We start from the raw sequence: 17,988 nt of genomic DNA on the forward strand, positions 1-17,988 counted from the left end.
AAGTTAGATTGGCTGTCAATTTACAATAATATGAATTCATAAGGCATTTTTATTTTAAAAGCTCTTTCAATTCATCTTCATCATCTAATGAGAATTCGGTCGTTTTATATGCCTCAATCGTCGCGAAACTGAGATAATCGCTCGCCTTAACAGACAGGATTTCTTGGATAATTTCGTACAGTTTCATTTCTTCCTTTACCTTTTTCCACTTTTTCTTAATTAAAAAATCCCAAAGTTCCTTCTCCGTTACAGAATCAATCCCTAGCAATTGAAACTCCGTGAGTTTACTTGCTACTGCTGGTTGGACCTGGGTGCGAAAATGTTCGAATCTGTGACTATTATCCATTATGACTGCCTCCTTGGGAGCTCTCCCAACTGAATTGAACTTTTCAAAAAGCTTTTACTACTTGTCATGCTTTGTCCACCATTAGGCATATAGATAATTGTATATGAATTCTTCTTATTTGAGAAGGTGGGAATCTGCATGTCGAAGTTTTTAAAGGGGACTTTTATCCTATTAATCGCAGGTCTTGTTACAAGAGTCCTTGGTTTTATTAATCGGATTGTAATAGCAAGGAGTATTGGGGAAGAAGGTGTTGGCTTATACATGATGGCGTTTCCTACATTCATCCTAGTAGTGACGCTTACTCAGTTAGGGCTCCCTGTTGCTATTTCAAAAAATATCGCGGAGGCAGAAGCAAAAGGAAATTTTGCAGAGATTAAAAAAATTCTTGTTGTATCCCTAGCGACGACTATTTCTTTATCACTTATATTTACGCCAGCGCTAATTTTACTTGCACCGATTCTATCAAAAACATTGTTTACTGACCCAAGAACCTTTTATCCTTTAATTGCAATAGCTCCTGTGGTTCCAGTAATTGCGATTTCCTCTGTGCTTCGGGGCTACTTTCAAGGCAGACAAAACATGCGTCCCTCGGCAATCTCACAAATTTTAGAACAATTTGTGCGAATAACTTTGATTGCTGTGATGACAAAAGCGTTCCTTCCTTATGGAATTGAATATGCCGCTGCAGCAGCAATGGTTTCTTCTGTAATCGGCGAACTTGTCTCACTCATTTACTTAATGACTGCCTTTAAATTAAAAAAACGTTTTAGGCTTAGGAAAAATTTCTTTCAATTTGTCCACAGCGGGAAACAAACCTTCAAAGAACTCATGGATATCGCTTTACCGACAATGGGGAGCAGAATGATTGGATCTGTGGCATGGTTCTTTGAACCCATAGTTGTCGTCCATAGCTTAGCCCTTGCTGGTGTCATCACTGTAGAAGCTACCAAACAATACGGTGCCTTAACGGGTTTTGCGATGCCACTGTTAATGTTACCGTCTTTCATCACCTTTTCTTTAGCTACATCACTTGTGCCTGCGATTAGCGAAGCCAATACGCAGAACAACAAAAAATTGATTGAATACCGGTTACAGCAAGCATTGCGCTTTGCCTTTTTATCGGGTGGACTGGCCGTTGTCGTTCTATATGTGCTGGCTAACCCATTGATGGAACTCATGTATGGCTCAGCAAAGGGCTCTTATTTTATTAGATTGATGGCTCCCTTCTTTTTATTTTATTACTATCAAGGACCGTTACAAGCTGTGTTACAAGCATTAAATCTTGCACGAGCAGCGATGATTAATAGTCTTATTGGTGCCATCGTTAAGACAGCTGTGATTTTTTTACTGGCTTCGCAAGCCTCATTTGGAATTAACGGGGTGGCATTAGGAATTATCGTTGGCTTTGTATTAGTCACTGTTCTTCATTTTGCAACGGTATTAAAAAAGATTTCCTTCTCATTTTACGTTCGCGATTATCTGAAGGGACTTCTAGTCATGGGAACTACAGGTTGGTTAGGCTATTGGTTATTTGAGAACACCTTCCTAACTGAACCGTTAACCATTAAGGTAATATTTTCGTTAATGGCCATGTCCATTTCCTATTTGATCATGATTATTTTGTTAGGTCTTATTAAAAAGGAAGAGCTAAAACGTATTCCCTGGCTTCGAAACTTGTTTGCCTAATTACTTTCTAAATAATAAGACACGCATTCTTAGCGTGTCTTTTGTTCATTCATCTTGTAGATCAATAAAGAATTTCCCATTTTCATAACTGCAAAAAGAAATCTTCTTTACATCGCGATAGCCCTGTTTTTTCAATTCCTGCCGAAGCCAGAGATTTGTTTTGTTAATTCTTTTTAAACTTTCTTCTTCAATGTTTCCATCTAGGATTAAAGGGATGGTAATATCGCCTAGTTCAGATTCATTATTATTATTCTTTAATTTTTCAATGACAGACAAACTTCCGGAGGATTCTAATATTGCAAACTCCACGTCTGCAATACTGCGAATGTTCTTTTCTCGGAGCTGGGTCATTAAATCATCAAAATTGTACCGCTGCTTCCGCATTGCGTTCTCATCTATTTTCCCCCTATTAATAATAATGCTTGGCTGCCCATCAATCAGATTACGAAATTTTTTACTTTTCAACGAAAAGATGGCTAAGGTTATTTGAATCAACATGAGCAACACCATTGGAACCACCGTATGGAACAAAGGTGTATGAATTCTTTCGATGGCCACAACTGCCATCTCACCAATCATAATAAAAACAACTAGATCTAAAATGCTTAATTCCCCAATTTCCCTTTTCCCCATGACTCGAAAAATGACTAGGATAACTGCATAAAATAAAAGCGTTCGAAATACAATCGTTAAATAATCCTCCACAACCGTCGCCCCTTTTTTTACGTTCAACGGTATTATTTGCAGAAATGGACAAAAAATTAGCGGAATAAAATACCAACCCGCTCTTACATTTGAAAAATTTACGGAAACTTATTCTACTTTCCGCCTTCTACGAATACGCTTGTACTAGGAGTGAAACATGTATCTAGGGTCTGGCGGTACTTTACATTTAGGCCTATTTGCCGGCCTGAATGCGACTGAAGGGGGAGAGTTAAAATCGAATCGAAAAGCTTTGGTACTTCAATTCTGTACGGATTAATTTTTATTCTTGTATTTGCCGTGATATGCAGCATTATTTTTGCGTTTATTCTCAAATTTACGTCTGCTCGTGAAGTATCACTACAATATGTCGTCACGGCATTATCATTCATCGGGCTATTCGGAGGCGGTTTTCTATCTGGCGGGAAAAGAAAAGAAAAGGGTTGGCTTATTGGTGGACTAACTGGACTTATCTACTCGATCGTTGTCTTTTTATTCCAATACTTAGGATATGATCGCCTGTTTAACGCCGAACAAGTAATTTATCATACTTGCTATACCTTAATTGCGATGATGGGTGGAATTCTAGGGGTAAACATTTCTACCAACAATTCACGGAGATCCGCTTAACATCGAAAAGAGGAAGGGCTGGGGCTGCTGGGCGCTGGAGCTAGACAATTAATAAATTAAAGGAAGCCATACAGGACGGCTTCCTTTTCGTTTGTTCTTATTTTGTTAGATTGACGCTTCCTTCACTTGCATCCGCTGTGACTTCACGAATGGCATTACGGTCAAATGTAAGACGGCTTCCGTCACCACATTTAATTACGGCTTTATTCTCATCAATTGAATCTATAAAACCATGTAATCCACCAATCGTGACTACTTTATCACCCTTTTTTAAATCACTTTGCATTCTCTGAACCGCTTTCTGGCGCTTTTGCTGCGGGCGAATTAATAGGAAATAAAATAACACAAACATTAATATTAATGGAACAATGGTACCAATTCCTCCTGACATCTTGTTTCCCTCCTTTCAAAAATTATCTATTAGAAATTTTTCGCATTCGGTTTGTTAAAACCATATTGCTCAAAAAATTCTTCTCTAAAATCACCAAGCCGGTCTTCCATGATGGCTTGTCTGACTTTCTCCATTAATCTTAACAGAAAATAGAGATTATGGTAAGACGTTAAACGAATTCCAAATGTTTCGTCACATTTAATTAAGTGACGAATGTATGCACGGCTATAATTTCGGCAGGTATAGCAATCGCAATTTTCATCCAGCGGGCCAAAATCTCTCGTAAATTGTGCATTTTTTACAACAAGTCGACCAGTGCTTGTCATCAATGTACCATTTCTGGCAATTCGTGTAGGCAGCACACAGTCGAACATATCAATTCCGCGAATCGAGCCATCAATTAATGAATCAGGTGATCCTACACCCATTAAATACCTTGGTTTATTTGTAGGTAAAAGTGGTGTCGTGTGTTCAAGCACGCGATTCATAATGTCCTTTGGTTCACCCACTGACAAACCGCCAACTGCATAGCCAGGGAAATCTAACGAAACAAGATCTTTCGCACTCTGCTTGCGAAGCTCCTCATATTCTCCCCCTTGGACGATTCCAAATAAGCCTTGGTCATTGGGGCGTCCATGTGCATTTAAACAGCGCTCCGCCCATCGTGATGTTCTCTCGACAGACTTCTGCATGTACTCATATGTTGCAGGGTATGGAGGGCATTCATCAAAGGCCATCATAATATCGGAACCAAGGGCATTTTGAATTTCCATCGCCTTTTCTGGTGATAAAAATAATTTTTCACCGCTCATATGGTTACGAAAATGAACTCCTTCTTCCTCAATTTTACGGAATTCACTTAAACTAAAAACTTGGAATCCACCCGAATCTGTTAGGATGGCTCGGTCCCAGTTCATAAATTTATGTAGTCCGCCTGCTTCTCTGATGATTTCGTGTCCCGGCCTGAGCCACAGGTGATAGGTATTACTTAAAATGATCCCCGCTCCCATTTCTTTTAAATCTTCGGGAGACATTGTTTTCACAGTTGCCAGCGTTCCTACCGGCATAAATGCAGGGGTATCAAACGAACCGTGAGGAGTATGGACTCTGCCAAGCCTGGCCCCTGTTTGTTTACATGTCTTGATTAATTCATAACGAATCGCAGTCAAATTTTTTTCTCCTTCCTTATGTACCTCTTAGATGATGAACATTGCATCGCCAAAGCTAAAAAAACGATACCGCTCTGTAACGGCAGTTTGATAAGCATGTAAAACATGTTCTCTGCCTGCTAACGCACTGACGAGCATAATCAGGGTTGATTTTGGCAAATGAAAGTTCGTTATCATGCCATCAATGGCTTTAAATTCGTACCCTGGGTAAATAAAAATATTGGTCCAGCCGCTGCCCTCGATAAAACGGCCATCATTTGCGGAGGCAATTGTTTCAAGGGTTCGTGTTGAGGTAGTCCCTACGGTAATAATTCTGCCCCCATTGTTCCGTACCTCGTTAAGCAGACGTGCTGTCCCCTCTGTGACGATATAAAATTCAGAGTGCATATCGTGTTCCAATACATCATCTACACTTACAGGACGGAAGGTTCCGAGCCCTACATGAAGGGTAATAAACGCGATATGAACACCTTTTTCTTTAATCGCTTCTAATAAGCTGTCTGTAAAATGAAGCCCTGCCGTTGGTGCCGCGGCTGAACCAGGTTCACGGGCAAACACGGTCTGATACCTATCCCGGTCCTCGAGCTGCTCTTTTATGTAGGGAGGAAGCGGCATTTCACCTAATTGGTCAAGCACCTCATAAAAAATACCTTCATATTTAAAATCTAATATTCTCCCGCCATGGTCCGAGGTCCCAGTGCAAACGGCCGTAAGAAGGCCATCACCGAAATCTATTTCCGTACCTTCCTTTACTCTCTTTGCAGGCTTGATAAGGGTCTCCCATTGATCGCCTTCCAGCTGCTTCAAGAGTAAGACTTCTATTTTTGCACCTGTATCTTTTTTGACGCCAAAAAGACGTGCAGGAAGTACCTTGGTATCATTTAAAACAAGGCAATCTCCTTCACGCAAATAGTCGATAACATTTTTAAACACTTCATGCTTTATTTCGCCTGATTCCTTATCTAGAACCATTAATCTGCTGTCCGTCCGATTTTGAAGCGGAACCTGTGCAATTAATTCCTCAGGCAAATGAAAATCAAACAAATCTACCTTCATATTATGACACCCTAATCTAAATTTAATAATCAATCAGTGGCAGGCGAATCCATCCCAAAATGGTGATAGACCAATGAGGTTACCACCCTGCCCCGTGGAGTTCTTTGCAAAAAGCCAATTTGTAATAAATATGGTTCATACACATCTTCAATCGTTTCGGCTTCTTCCCCAATCGATGCGGCAATCGTATCAAGGCCGACAGGGCCGCCGCGGAATCTTTCGATAATACCCTTCAGCAGTTTATGGTCGATATGGTCTAAACCAAGTCGATCTACTTGGAGGAGTTCGAGTGCTTCTCGTGCTAGGGCCAGCTCAATCGTCCCATTCCCTCTTACTTGGGCAAAATCTCTAACCCGGCGAAGAAGACGATTCGCAATTCTCGGGGTCCCTCTTGATCTCCTGGCTATTTCTTGCGCTGAAAGGTCATCGATTTCGGTACCGAACACTTCCGCTGTTCGCAGGACAATATTTTTTAATTGATCTTCCTTATAATACTCGAGTCTGCTTAAAACTCCAAACCGGTCTCTTAAAGGAGCTGATAGGGAACCTGCCCTCGTAGTCGCTCCAACAAGCGTAAAGGGTGGGAGGTCGAGGCGGACTGATCTCGCACTTGGGCCTTTACCAATGACAATATCAAGACAAAAATCTTCCATCGCTGGGTAAAGTACCTCTTCAATCGTCCTTTGCAGGCGATGAATTTCATCAATAAATAAAACGTCCCCAGGTTCGAGTGCAGTAAGAATCGCAGCTAAATCACCAGGCCTTTCAATCGCAGGTCCTGATGTGGTGCGAATGTTCACACCCATTTCATTGGCGATAATCACAGCGAGTGTTGTTTTCCCTAATCCGGGCGGACCATAAAGGAGCACATGGTCTAACGTTTCCTTACGCATTTTTGCGGCCTTAATATAAATATCAAGATTTTCCTTTACTTGATCCTGTCCGATGTATTGTCTTAAGGTTTGCGGCCTAAGGCTTTGTTCTATGCTGATTTCACTTTCATTGACTTCACTCGAAATAATTCGGTCATCCATGAATCATCACCTATTTTAAAAGCCGCTGAAGGGCTTTCTTAATGTATTGGTCCGTTGACATTTGTTCTTTTCTTAACTCAGGTGAAATCTTTTTGATTTCCTTTTCGGAATAACCCAATGCTTTCAGAGCAAGAATTGCTTCTTCCAAGTTCGAGTTGGTTGCTTGTGTATGTAAGTGAAGTTGGTCGGTATTAAATAAATTGGGGAAATAGTCGGGAACGATATCCTGCAATTTTCCTTTTAAGTCCAATATCATTTGCCGGGCTGTTTTTTTGCCGACCCCGGGGAATTTGACTAGGAAGCTTTCATCTTCATTTTCAACGGCAGTAACCACCTGTTGTACTTCACCGGAAGCAAGGATGGCCAACGCCCCTTTTGGACCGATTCCAGATACATTTAGTAATTTTGTAAAAAGCTTTTTCTCTTCTCTTGTTTCGAAGCCGTACAGGGCCATTACATCCTCACGAACGTAGTGGTAGGTATAGACTGTTACCATTGTTTCCATTTTACTAGCATAAATAAACGGATTGGGTGTAGATATTTGGTAGCCAATGCCGCTGTTCTCAACAACTATATATTCTGGTCCGACAAAATCGACGGTCCCTTTTATAAATTCGTACACTACATTCTCTCCCCTAGTTTTTCACTGTATTTCATTCTATCATACAATTTTAGGTTAGTTGTAGAAAATAGGCTGGTAGACGAAACATCAAACTATTCGGAATTCGGGATTCGCTGATAGAACTGAGAAATTCGCTGATTGAAGTTTGGGATTCGCTGATAGAGTTGGATTCGCTCATTGAATGACGAAATTCGCTCATTAAACCTCAAAATTCGCCCATTAAACTCTATTTTCCGCTAATAAATCATTAAGATTCACAAAATTACGACTCGAACAAAGAGAATTCAAAAAAAAAACCAGGCTGAAGTGGCGGCATCAGTCTGATTCGGTGATATTACTATTCTTTTTTTAAAGAATAAGGCTTAAATGTCTCTAAAACTTCAACAAATCGATCTTTTGTTTTGATTGGTATACCTTGAAGAAGTTCTTCCTGCTTCGTACTTTCCAACTTCTTAATATCTATTTGAAAAAATGATTGAATAATTCTCAATTGGTCCGGTCTTCCATTAAAAATGCTCAAAACACCATCTTCTGTTATCCCAAAAAAGCCATTCGCTTTAAGCAATGGTGATATGTCATTGACCTGTCTCCGAAATACCATGGTCGAATCATCGATATCAGCCAGCTGCCATTGGTCATATTTTGCCCAGAAATTCTCGGCAGACCAGCAAGTCTCGTGGACTACTTCTTGACTTATTTCCCCATCTAAATAGACCCTTTCCAAAATAACGGTTACATGTAAAGGTTCAGTCTTTTTATGGGTATCCATTTGTGAAGCAGTGGCGATAATGGTCATTCCTTTGGCATTAAAAATAAACATGAAGAGAAGAACAGCGAATCCGGCGAGACTATTCCGATACCATGCCATCCACTTATACCTCATGCTACTCACCTCTTATTGTTAAAAATTGAACAATCTATCCAGTACTAGTTTAGCCTTATTTTGCCTTTTTATCCTTCATGCAATATTAAAAGGGCAAAGCCCGTAAGCTTTGCCCTCTACCGCGGAAGGAATTACCTTCCGCCCTTTTCGTGCTGATTATCTTTGTTGAAATTGCGGTCGCGGCCAAGGGTTCCTTCATCGGTTATGACCTTTACCGTTCTTCCGTTTGCGTAGGGCCTCACAGCTCTCTTAATTGCACTTTTTGTAGCAGCGGCTTTATCTTGATCATTTAACACTACTGAAACAATGACAGTATTTCCATAAGCGACGGATCTTACGGTCTGTACATTCGGAATCGCTTCTACTTTGTTTCTGACTTTATTAGTAAAATTATCCTGGAAGTCAGGATCCGTAACAACCCCGGCATTTCCATTTTTTACATTCAGATGACCATGATAGTTCATATCGCTTGTACTAAAACGATTATCGCGTTGGAAAAAATTACGGTCTTTGGAAGCTAAAGGTAATGATGGATTTTTTGGATTTCCATTTTCGTCTCGTGATTGAAGCTGCCTTCTTCTGTTTTCATTTGTAACTTGATCCTCATCCCCAAGAGAATGGTCCATCATTTCCGTTATTGCCCCGTCATCATCCCTAAATAAATCGTTATCTGAAGTTGGGTGGTTTTCATTGGAATAATATCCAACCGGGCTTAACGAGTTGTTATTGTTTTTATTAACACCCGCACGATTATTATCATTTGCGCATCCAGCCAGCCCCAACATTAATGCGGCTGAAAGAGGAATCATCCACTGCTTCTTGTTCAAGCGAAAAACCCCCTCCATTAACATCCTGAGCATGAGCTTAACATGCTCATTAATAGGGTGTTATTTTCGGGGGGATTTCATTCAGACGGAAAATTCCAAAGCTGCTCAGTCCAATAACTCCCTTAGGTGGTCAATAAACTTTTTTCTTGCATAAAACTGACTAATGGTTAAGTCCATTACCTGTTTATATTTTGTATGATCTGTGTACGATTTTTCACGGATCATTCGATTCCATTCCCGAAAAATATCGGCGGGATAGGCTAAGGCAAATAAAAAAGCCTCTTCGTGTAAGTATTTTTTAATTTGTTTAAGGCTCGACAGTCTGTCAAATGACCAATCGATAAAAGGCAAAATTCGGTTTGCATATTGTAAATAATCAAATGATGCGGGTCCGATACTAATTAAATCAAAATCAATGAGATGTAACTGCCCCTCTGTATCCCTTAAAAAGTTATGATGGGCTACATCCCCATGCAATATTACGGTTGGTTCTTTTTGAAAAAAGACACGATTATTTTCCATACCTTCAAGTGACCATTTTGCCCAAGACAACATTTCCGAGATGAAGAGCTCATTGATAAAATACCCAAGATAGGGAAGATTATTGGAGAAAACATTTAACCTTTCTGTCCATTTTTCAATAAGGTGCCCTTTTGGCAGTAAGGTTCGATAGCGTGATTCAAACGAAGCTGTGGTTTGGTGAAATTGCTCTAATAACTCCATTCCTTCTTGGCGATTTTTATGAGTATGAAAAGAAAATACGTTTTTATTCGGCGGAATGTACTCCATACACCCGAAGTAAGTTCCCTCAAAAAAAAGCTGGTCTCTCACTGGGGATGTTAAAAACAAATATGTCTTTTTAAACCCTTCTTTTTTCAATGTTGCTGTAAAGGCTTCTTGGAGTCTAAGTCTACTGTTGGTATGATACCCTTTTATGACATAATCATTTTTATTCGTTCTTAAAAAAATAACGGATTTTCGAATCGGAATCATCTGAAGGATTCTATCATAGAACTTTGATTGAAAATAAGAGAGGAGACGATCAAAATAATCATCGTCTCCCTTTTTATTATTTGCTGTATTAAAGGCTCTCATCTTGGTAACCCGGCATACCGTAAGGACTTGTTCCAACCGGACCCATACCATATGGATTCATATAAGGAGGCTGTGCAGCATTAACAGGTCCTGTATATGGTGCGCTATAGATTGGCGGCGTTGGCGGTACAAAGTTTGTTGGCATGGCTGCTGGCTGCGGTGTGGCTTCCGGTCCAGGCATTCCAGCTGGTGCAGCTCCACAGCCGCAATCCCCCATCGCTCCGGTTCCTACTGGTAACCCCTGTGTTGGATTTGGCTGCTGCATGAATGGACCTGGTCCCTCCATTTCTGGTGTTCCAAAGCCTGCAGGTGCACTCATTGGACCACCCATATGCGGGTATCCGTATGGCATTTGGCCATATGGTGCACCCATTCCATACGGATTAGCCATTGCTGGATTTCCGAACGGGTTTCCAGGCATTACTGGATATGGAGCAAAGTCAGTTGGGTTGTGTAGTGTCTCGAATCCTGAAGGGCTTTCCATTGGATAACCTGTTGGCATTTGACCATATCCTCCTGGCATTTGCTGGTCATAGCCCGCTGGCATTTGGCCATATCCTCCTGGCATTTGACCATATCCTCCTGGCATTTGCTGACCAGTGCCCGCTGGCATTTGACCATATCCTCCTGGCACTTGTTGGCCATACCCTGCTGGCATTTGCTGCTCATAGCCCGCTGGCATTTGACCATATCCTCCTGGCATTTGACCATGTCCTGCTGGCATTTGTTGGCCACCTTGTGGCATTTGACCAAAAGCTGCTGGGGCCATTGAAGGGTAACCGATTGGCTGCTGTGGTGATTGCGCACCCATTACAGCACTAGGATTATACGCTGGGTTCATAACAGGTAGCTGCGGCATAAAGGATGATGATTCATCATCGAAATGCGGCGCTACAAACGATGCACCTGCAACTGACGGAGCATTACCAGGATACCCACTTGGCTGCATTGGCATCGACATACTACCATCTTGCATTTGTTGATAAGGCATTGGCATCGGCATACCACCATCTTGCATTTGATGATAAGGCATTGGCATCGACATACCACCATCTTGCATTTGCGGGTAAGGTATTGGCATCGGCATACCCCCACCTTGCATTTGCGGGTAAGGCATGAATGGGTTCGGGTTCATTTCCATCGGGAAACCAACTCCAAATGGTGGACAGAATCCAGGGCCAGGCATAACTGGCGTAACAGGTACACAAAAATCTTGTTGCGGTGCCACTTCTACAGGTGCTTCCATGACTGGTGGTGGAGCATAAACAATATTCTCTTTTATTGGAGTCTCTTTTATTGGTACTTCTTTGATTGGTACTTCTTTAATTGGTACCTCTTTAATTGGTACTTCTTTTTTTGGTACTTCTTTTATCTCAGGAAGTATATTGGCAGGTTTAGGCGGCTGTTGAACAGTCATATTTTGCATGTTCATCATGTAATAATTGTTGATATCTATTTCTGGGACTATTTGTAGAGGCATTTTTGGAGTATAAGGTGCTTTTGGTGCTTCCTTAATTGGAGCTTCCTTGATCGGTGCCTCCTTGATTGGCGCTTCTTTTATTGGTGCTTCTTTTATCGGTGCCTCCTTGATTGGAGCCTCTTTAATCGGTGCTTCTTTGATTGGCGCTTCCTTAATCGGTGCTTCTTTTACGGGTTTCTCTTTGACTAACGGTTGCTCAGCAAGCGGCTTTTCTTTCTTAACTCCTAAGTTGATTGTAGTACCAGGTTTGGTCCCCATAGGTGCTTCTTTTTTTATCGTTCCACCTGAAGTTGGGACTTTTATTTTCATACCGGGCATAATCATATCAGGGTTGCTGAGCTGTGAATTCATCTTTTTCAGCTCTTCAAAATTCACGCCGTACTTCTTGGCAATCTTCCAAAGAGTATCCCCTTTCTGTACGATATGGATCTTCACTCTGATTTCCCCTCCTATGGCATAAGTCCATATAGTCTATGTGAAAATGGGCAAAGTGCTATCCTTCTTCACAAAAACTTATGCTATTTTTCAAAAGAATATGAATCCCCCCTAAAATATAAAAAAGATGCAATCTGGTAAATTGCATCTTTTTTAATATTAATTATGAATTTAATAACATCCGTTCAAGCGCAAGTTTTGCATTTTCAGCAATCTCAGGACTTACTTTAATGATATTATTTGTCTCTTCTAGTGTATCTAGGCTCCAAACTAAATGCGGCAGATCGATTCGGTTCATGGTTAGACACGGACACATATGCGGATTTAACGAAATGATCTTTTTATCAGGGTGATTTTTTATTAACCGATTGACAAGATTCATCTCCGTTCCAATCGCCCAAGCTGTTCCGGGCTCAGCACTTTCAATCGCTTTGATAATATAACTTGTTGATCCGGCCATATCCGCTAGCTCCACTACCTCTCGGCGGCATTCCGGATGAACGATAATTTTCATATCAGGATATTGACTGCGTGTATCGCTAACATTTTGGACAGTGAAATTCTCATGAACCGAGCAATGCCCTTTCCAAAGGATTACTTTAATTTTTGAAAAATCACCTTCGTATTCCAGGACATGATTAATTGGATTCCAAATCGCCATATCGTCTAAACCTACGCCTAAATCAGCGGCAGTATTTCTGCCTAAATGCTGATCTGGTAAAAATAATATTCTTTCCTTCATTTCAAATGCCCACTTAACCATCGTCTCGGCATTGGATGAAGTGACCGTAGCCCCGCCATGTGCACCGACAAATGATTTAATTGCTGCGGTTGAATTGACATATGTTAATGGAAGAATCGTGTCTCCGAATATTTCCTGGAGCGTTTCCCATGCTCTTTCTGTTTGCTGGATATCCGCCATATCAGCCATCGAACAACCTGCGCGCATATCAGGCAAGATCACCTTTTGCTTTTCACTTGTTAAAATATCTGCCGTTTCTGCCATGAAATGTACACCACAGAAAACAATAAATTCAGCTTCTGTATTTTCAGCTGATAATTGTGCAAGTTGCAGGGAATCACCTGTTGCATCAGCAAACTGAACGACCTCGTCCTTTTGATAATGATGACCTGGAATAAACAGACGTGAACCGAGCTGTTTCTTTACCTCCGTCACACGGTTTTCAAGTTCTTCTCTCGTCATTTGTTTGTATTTTTCAGGAATCATGATATTTTTTTGTAATGTAGCCAAAATATTCATTTTACTCATCTCCCTTATTCCAAAGTACTTTTACACTGATGTCGAGTGCTTTATATGAATGAGTTAAGTACCCAAGTGAGATATAATCTACACCTGTATCCCGAAAATCAGCAATATTGGCTAATTGGATTCCGCCTGAGGCTTCGGTAATGATGTTAGCCGGGACTAATTTTATCAATTCCTTAATTTCATCAGGGGTCCGATTATCAAACATGATGACATCCGCCCCTGCATTTACGGCTTCAATCACCTGTGCTTCCGTCTCCGTTTCCACTTCGACCTTCACCATATGACCGGCATTTTTGCGAATCGCTTCTACCGCCTTGGTAATCGAGCCGGCAAACGAAATGTGGTTGTCTTTAATCATGACCCCATCGTATAATCCAAAACGGTGATTAAAACCGCCCCCAGTGCGAACAGCGTATTTTTCAAGCATCCGGAGTCCTGGCGTAGTTTTCCGTGTATCACAAACTTTTGTATGTCCACTATCAAGGGTGTGAACTGTTTGACGCGTTAAGGTAGCAATCCCGCTCATCCTTTGAATAAGATTAAGGATGACTCTTTCCCCTTTTAATAAGTCAGCTATTTTTCCAGAGACATGTGCTAACTTGTCGCCGTATTTGATTAACTGACCATCCTTCACAAACACTTGAGTTGAAATTTCGTTATTTAACAGCTGAAATCCAGTTTTGATAATTTCTTCTCCACAAAAAACACCATCATCTTTTGAAAGAAAAACAATTTCCCCATTTGTGCTATCACCAAATATTAGATCGGTCGTAATATCCTGTTCCCCGATATCTTCCATAAAAAATTTCTCAAGTTGCGAGCGCAGTTTCAATGTGTTCATTGGACTTCTCCATTCCCTGATTATAGTTATGAATAATTGATTTCCTTAACCAACTGTGATTTTCTTCTTTCGGATAATCACTTCTGAAGTGACCGCCCCGACTCTCTGTCCGCTTCAATGCAGATTCTGTGATTAGATTGGCGATGATCAGCATAAAAACCTTGGTCATGTCTTGTGTTGAACAAGTATCTAAATGGATCTTTTCGGCCTTATATTGAGAAACCCAAGCTTGCTGCTTTTTCAGATTTGCTTTATTTCGGACAATTCCAACCCGTTCCATCATTAATCCTTTAATTTTTTCAATGGTTGGCAAATTCATTTTTTCTTCCTTCGTTGGATAATAAAAATAATCCTGCACGAAACCTTGTGTTTCTTTACCCGCTTCATTGATCCATTTCGACAACTGTTCCCCTTGAAATAATCCCTCTAATAATGAATTACTAGCTAAACGATTTGCACCGTGCAATCCGGTGCAGGAGGCCTCACCGATCGCATAAAGCCCATCAATCGAAGATCGTCCAATTAAATCGGTTTTAATTCCTCCCATTAGAAAATGACTTCCGGGTGCGACAGGGATTTTCCCATCCGAGATACGGATTCCATTGTCCTCACAAATAGAGGTAATCGAAGGAAATCTTTTACTAAATTCTTCAATTTTGCTTATATCTAAATAAATTTGTTTGCCTTTTTTTATAAATTCATAGATCTTTTGCGAGACCACATGCCTCGGGCCAAGATCTTTTAAGGGGTGGACACCCTCCATAATAGGAGTACCATCCTCGGTAACTAGGGTCGCCCCTTCTCCCCTAACGGCTTCAGAAATTAACCCCTTTGTTTCACCGTTTATAGATAAAAGCGTAGGGTGAAATTGAATAAATTCCATATCAACGATATCAGCACCGGCTAAATAAGCCATCGCAATTCCATCGCCGCTGACTGTTTTAGCGTTGGAAGTGTAGGTATATAATTGTCCGCAGCCGCCTGTCGCGATAATGACATGATTACCGTAAAACCTTTGAATCGCACCTGTTGATGTTTTGGCTTTAACACCTATACAACGTTTCTGTTCGGAATTTAGCAGTAATTCATAGGCGAAGACATTCTCTTCGACCGTGATATTTTTCTTACGCTTAAGCTGACTAATCAGAAACTCCATGACGTTTTTGCCAGTGGCATCGCCACCGCCATGTACAATTCTCTTTTCGCTGTGAGCCCCTTCCATCCCAAGAAACAATTCCCCCGATTGATCTTTATCAAATATATCCCCTTGACAAGCAATGTTCTTGATCAGATCTGGTGCGGCATTAATGACTTGCTGAACAGCATCTCGATTGTTGTGAAATCTTCCCGCTTCAAGCGTATCGACAATATGTTTAGAAGGATGGTCATTAGCACCCACCGCTGCCGCAATTCCACCTTGGGCCAGATACGAATTCGCCGTTCGTAATTTCCCCTTTGTGAGAATTCTCACATTCAATTCATTATTTAATTGTACAGCCAGCTGTAAAGCGGCTATTCCACTTCCAATAATTAATATATCGTCATTTGTCATCTAATAATCCTCCTGACCTAACAGGTGTCTTGACATATATATTTACATAGATTTAAACTAAAAACAAGTATTTTTATAGAAAAGTAGAAATCACAGTGTTAACCATGGCTGTTGATTGCAGCGAAGGGCGCTTCGATCAACGTATGCTTTAAAATCAACAATGACCTTTACCACAACCAAAAAAATTCGAGTATTGGAGATGTATGATGAAATATTTTGATTTTGCAGCAACAACTCCATTAGATCCTGAAGCAGCCGAAGTGTATTTGAAAGTTGCCACTGAATACTTTGGCAATTCCAGCAGCCTCCATGATATTGGAGGACAATCAGCTGCCTTACTTGAAAATTGCCGTGAAGAACTGGCTAATCTTGTTGGGGTTGATAAAAATGGAATATTCTTCACTAGTGGAGGATCAGAAGGGAATTTTTTAGCTATAGAAGCCTTGTTATCCTCCCCTAAAAAGAAAGGGAATCATATTATCGCAGGTGTGGCGGAACATTCATCCATCCATGGGGCCCTTAACAGACTAAAGGAAGCTGGCTATGACATCACATTGCTTCCGTTAAATTCAAATGGCTTGATCAATCTTGAACAACTAGTAAAGTCGATTACACCAGAAACCATACTAATGACCCTGCAGCATGTTAATTCTGAGATTGGGACGATCCAGCCAATCGCTGAAATCGCTAAAATTTGCCAGGATCACACTATTCATCTGCACAGCGATTTTGTTCAATCTTTTGGAAAAATGGATCTAAAATCAATTGCTCCGCATGTCAGCAGTTTTTCTTTTTCCGGGCATAAAATCTATGGACCCAAAGGGATTGGGGGCGTCTATGTTGATCCCCGTATTAAATGGCAGTCATTTTTTCCAGGAACCTCTCATGAAAAAGGATTCCGTCCAGGCACGGTCAATGTCCCTGCAATTGCCGCAATGACAGTTGCCGCACAGAAAATAACTGGAAGCTTGCAAGCGGATCATAATAAATATCGATTGTTGCGGAAGGCTTTTATGGATACGCTTGAGCCCATTAAGGAACAAGTGAAGATTTATCAAGGTGACGAAGGTTCGCAGCTCGCTAGTATTATCGGGCTTCGGATTTCCGGAATTGAGGGCCAATGGATGATGCTGGAATGCAATCGATTAGGGTTCGCAATTTCAACGGGCAGCGCCTGTCAGATTGGCATGCAGTCCCCGGCCAAAGTCACGCAGGGACTAGGACTATCGACTGAAGCAGCTAAAGAGTTTATCCGCATCTCTTTTGGCCATTCCACTAGCTTGGAGGATGTTATTCAACTTGGGGAAAGTATCGTTAAAATCGTGAATGCCTTCAAGGCTGCTTCCGTTATATAAAAAATTTAAACTATGCTAAAATAGGTAAACAGCAATAGAAATAGGAGGAATTATATGGTCGAGCAAAAAAAAATATTGGGAGAGGAAAGGAGGTCTTTAATTCTACAACAGTTAAAAGATAGCCCTGTCCCGCTGACAGGAAGTGAACTTGCCAATCGAACCAATGTAAGCAGACAGGTGATCGTCGGGGATATCACTCTTCTTAAGGCTAAAAATGAACCCATTATTGCAACCAGCCAAGGTTATATTTATTTAAAGCAAAACTCCAGCACTTATTCCTTTGAAAGAACAATCGCATGTAGACATTTACCGGAAGACACAGAAAGGGAGCTAAATCTGTTAGTTGACCATGGTGTGTTAGTGAAAGATGTAAGAATTGAACACACGGTTTACGGAGATTTGACCGCATCGATTATGGTTTCAAATCGCCAAGAAGTTAAACAATTCTTGGAAAACATGCAAAAAACCAAAGCTTCCTTATTATCTGAGTTAACGGAAGGAATCCACCTTCATACCATTTCAGCCTCAAGCACCCAAGTCTTAGATAAAGCCGAAGCAGCCCTTAAGGCAGAAGGTTTTATGATTGAATAGCGCCTTGATAGACAGAACAATAA

17 protein-coding genes and 2 pseudogenes are annotated in these 17,988 nt (G+C 40.9%); 5 read left to right on the forward strand and 14 right to left on the reverse strand.

Going from position 1 to position 17,988, the window contains the following annotated elements:
- Positions 1 to 49: 49 nt before the first annotated feature.
- Positions 50 to 346, reverse strand: a complete 297-nt coding sequence (locus J7E66_RS13455; RefSeq protein WP_215000765.1) for a post-transcriptional regulator — start codon at positions 344 to 346, stop codon at positions 50 to 52.
- A 138-nt stretch (positions 347 to 484) separates the two neighbouring features.
- On the opposite strand from J7E66_RS13455, the gene spoVB reads away from it, so the two are divergent.
- Positions 485 to 2,032 (forward strand): stage V sporulation protein B, encoded by a 1,548-nt coding sequence (gene spoVB, locus J7E66_RS13460; RefSeq protein ID WP_215000768.1) that lies wholly within the window; start codon positions 485 to 487, stop codon positions 2,030 to 2,032.
- A gap of 45 nt (positions 2,033 to 2,077) precedes the next feature.
- Here the strand turns inward: spoVB and J7E66_RS13465 are convergent, their stop codons facing one another.
- A complete protein-coding gene (locus J7E66_RS13465) occupies positions 2,078 to 2,737 on the reverse strand; it encodes a DUF421 domain-containing protein (RefSeq protein ID WP_215000771.1) in 660 nt (219 codons plus the stop codon).
- Positions 2,738 to 3,034: 297 nt separating this feature from the next.
- Between J7E66_RS13465 and J7E66_RS13470 the strand changes: the two genes are divergently transcribed.
- The gene (locus tag J7E66_RS13470) at positions 3,035 to 3,364 is read left to right on the forward strand and encodes a TIGR04086 family membrane protein (protein ID WP_308162505.1); all 330 of its coding nucleotides are present in this window, start codon (positions 3,035 to 3,037) and stop codon (positions 3,362 to 3,364) included.
- 97 nt (positions 3,365 to 3,461) lie between these two features.
- Here the strand turns inward: J7E66_RS13470 and yajC are convergent, their stop codons facing one another.
- The 8 genes from yajC to J7E66_RS13510 all read right to left on the reverse strand — a co-directional run bounded on the left by yajC (position 3,462) and on the right by J7E66_RS13510 (position 10,441).
- Entirely contained in the window at positions 3,462 to 3,755 is a 294-nt protein-coding gene (gene yajC, locus J7E66_RS13475) for a preprotein translocase subunit YajC (RefSeq protein WP_088089120.1), read from the reverse strand.
- Between the two features lie 29 nt (positions 3,756 to 3,784).
- Entirely contained in the window at positions 3,785 to 4,924 is a 1,140-nt protein-coding gene (tgt, locus tag J7E66_RS13480; protein WP_215000774.1) for a tRNA guanosine(34) transglycosylase Tgt, read from the reverse strand.
- Between the two features lie 27 nt (positions 4,925 to 4,951).
- Positions 4,952 to 5,980, reverse strand: coding sequence for a tRNA preQ1(34) S-adenosylmethionine ribosyltransferase-isomerase QueA (queA, locus tag J7E66_RS13485; RefSeq protein ID WP_215000777.1), 1,029 nt, complete (start codon positions 5,978 to 5,980; stop codon positions 4,952 to 4,954).
- Between the two features lie 29 nt (positions 5,981 to 6,009).
- On the reverse strand, positions 6,010 to 7,014 hold the full coding sequence (gene ruvB, locus J7E66_RS13490) for a Holliday junction branch migration DNA helicase RuvB (protein ID WP_215000780.1): 1,005 nt from the start codon (positions 7,012 to 7,014) through the stop codon (positions 6,010 to 6,012).
- Positions 7,015 to 7,024: 10 nt separating this feature from the next.
- Complete coding sequence (gene ruvA, locus J7E66_RS13495) at positions 7,025 to 7,636, reverse strand: Holliday junction branch migration protein RuvA (protein WP_168245206.1); 612 nt, start codon at positions 7,634 to 7,636, stop codon at positions 7,025 to 7,027.
- 337 nt (positions 7,637 to 7,973) lie between these two features.
- Positions 7,974 to 8,519: an intercompartmental signaling factor BofC gene (locus tag J7E66_RS13500; RefSeq protein ID WP_215000784.1), complete on the reverse strand. Its 546-nt coding sequence runs from the start codon at positions 8,517 to 8,519 to the stop codon at positions 7,974 to 7,976.
- A 131-nt stretch (positions 8,520 to 8,650) separates the two neighbouring features.
- The gene (locus J7E66_RS13505) at positions 8,651 to 9,346 is read right to left on the reverse strand and encodes a YhcN/YlaJ family sporulation lipoprotein (protein WP_215000788.1); all 696 of its coding nucleotides are present in this window, start codon (positions 9,344 to 9,346) and stop codon (positions 8,651 to 8,653) included.
- Between the two features lie 105 nt (positions 9,347 to 9,451).
- Positions 9,452 to 10,441 carry a phosphotransferase gene (locus J7E66_RS13510; protein ID WP_215000791.1) on the reverse strand — a complete coding sequence of 330 codons (990 nt, stop codon included), beginning with the start codon at positions 10,439 to 10,441 and terminating at the stop codon, positions 9,452 to 9,454.
- 1,541 nt (positions 10,442 to 11,982) lie between these two features.
- On the opposite strand from J7E66_RS13510, the pseudogene J7E66_RS32870 reads away from it, so the two are divergent.
- A pseudogene (locus tag J7E66_RS32870) lies at positions 11,983 to 12,054 on the forward strand (pentapeptide repeat-containing protein); the annotation flags it as partial.
- Positions 12,055 to 12,181: 127 nt separating this feature from the next.
- On the opposite strand, the pseudogene safA reads toward J7E66_RS32870, so the two are convergent.
- From safA to nadB, 4 genes and pseudogenes are all read right to left on the reverse strand, one after another.
- Positions 12,182 to 12,356 (reverse strand): annotated as a pseudogene (gene safA / locus J7E66_RS32875) (SafA/ExsA family spore coat assembly protein); the annotation flags it as partial.
- Between the two features lie 163 nt (positions 12,357 to 12,519).
- Positions 12,520 to 13,617: a quinolinate synthase NadA gene (gene nadA / locus J7E66_RS13520; protein WP_215000798.1), complete on the reverse strand. Its 1,098-nt coding sequence runs from the start codon at positions 13,615 to 13,617 to the stop codon at positions 12,520 to 12,522.
- 1 nt (position 13,618) lies between these two features.
- Complete coding sequence (gene nadC / locus J7E66_RS13525; protein WP_215000801.1) at positions 13,619 to 14,467, reverse strand: carboxylating nicotinate-nucleotide diphosphorylase; 849 nt, start codon at positions 14,465 to 14,467, stop codon at positions 13,619 to 13,621.
- A complete protein-coding gene (gene nadB, locus J7E66_RS13530) occupies positions 14,436 to 16,019 on the reverse strand; it encodes an L-aspartate oxidase (protein ID WP_215000804.1) in 1,584 nt (527 codons plus the stop codon). Before nadB ends, nadC begins: the two co-directional genes overlap by 32 nt.
- A 206-nt stretch (positions 16,020 to 16,225) precedes the next feature.
- On the opposite strand from nadB, the gene J7E66_RS13535 reads away from it, so the two are divergent.
- Both J7E66_RS13535 and J7E66_RS13540 read left to right on the forward strand, forming a co-directional pair.
- Positions 16,226 to 17,374, forward strand: a complete 1,149-nt coding sequence (locus tag J7E66_RS13535) for an IscS subfamily cysteine desulfurase (protein ID WP_215000806.1) — start codon at positions 16,226 to 16,228, stop codon at positions 17,372 to 17,374.
- A 54-nt stretch (positions 17,375 to 17,428) separates the two neighbouring features.
- Complete coding sequence (locus J7E66_RS13540) at positions 17,429 to 17,965, forward strand: transcription repressor NadR (RefSeq protein ID WP_215000809.1); 537 nt, start codon at positions 17,429 to 17,431, stop codon at positions 17,963 to 17,965.
- Positions 17,966 to 17,988: the final 23 nt, after the last annotated feature.

The organism is Bacillus sp. ISL-7 (genome assembly GCF_018613065.1).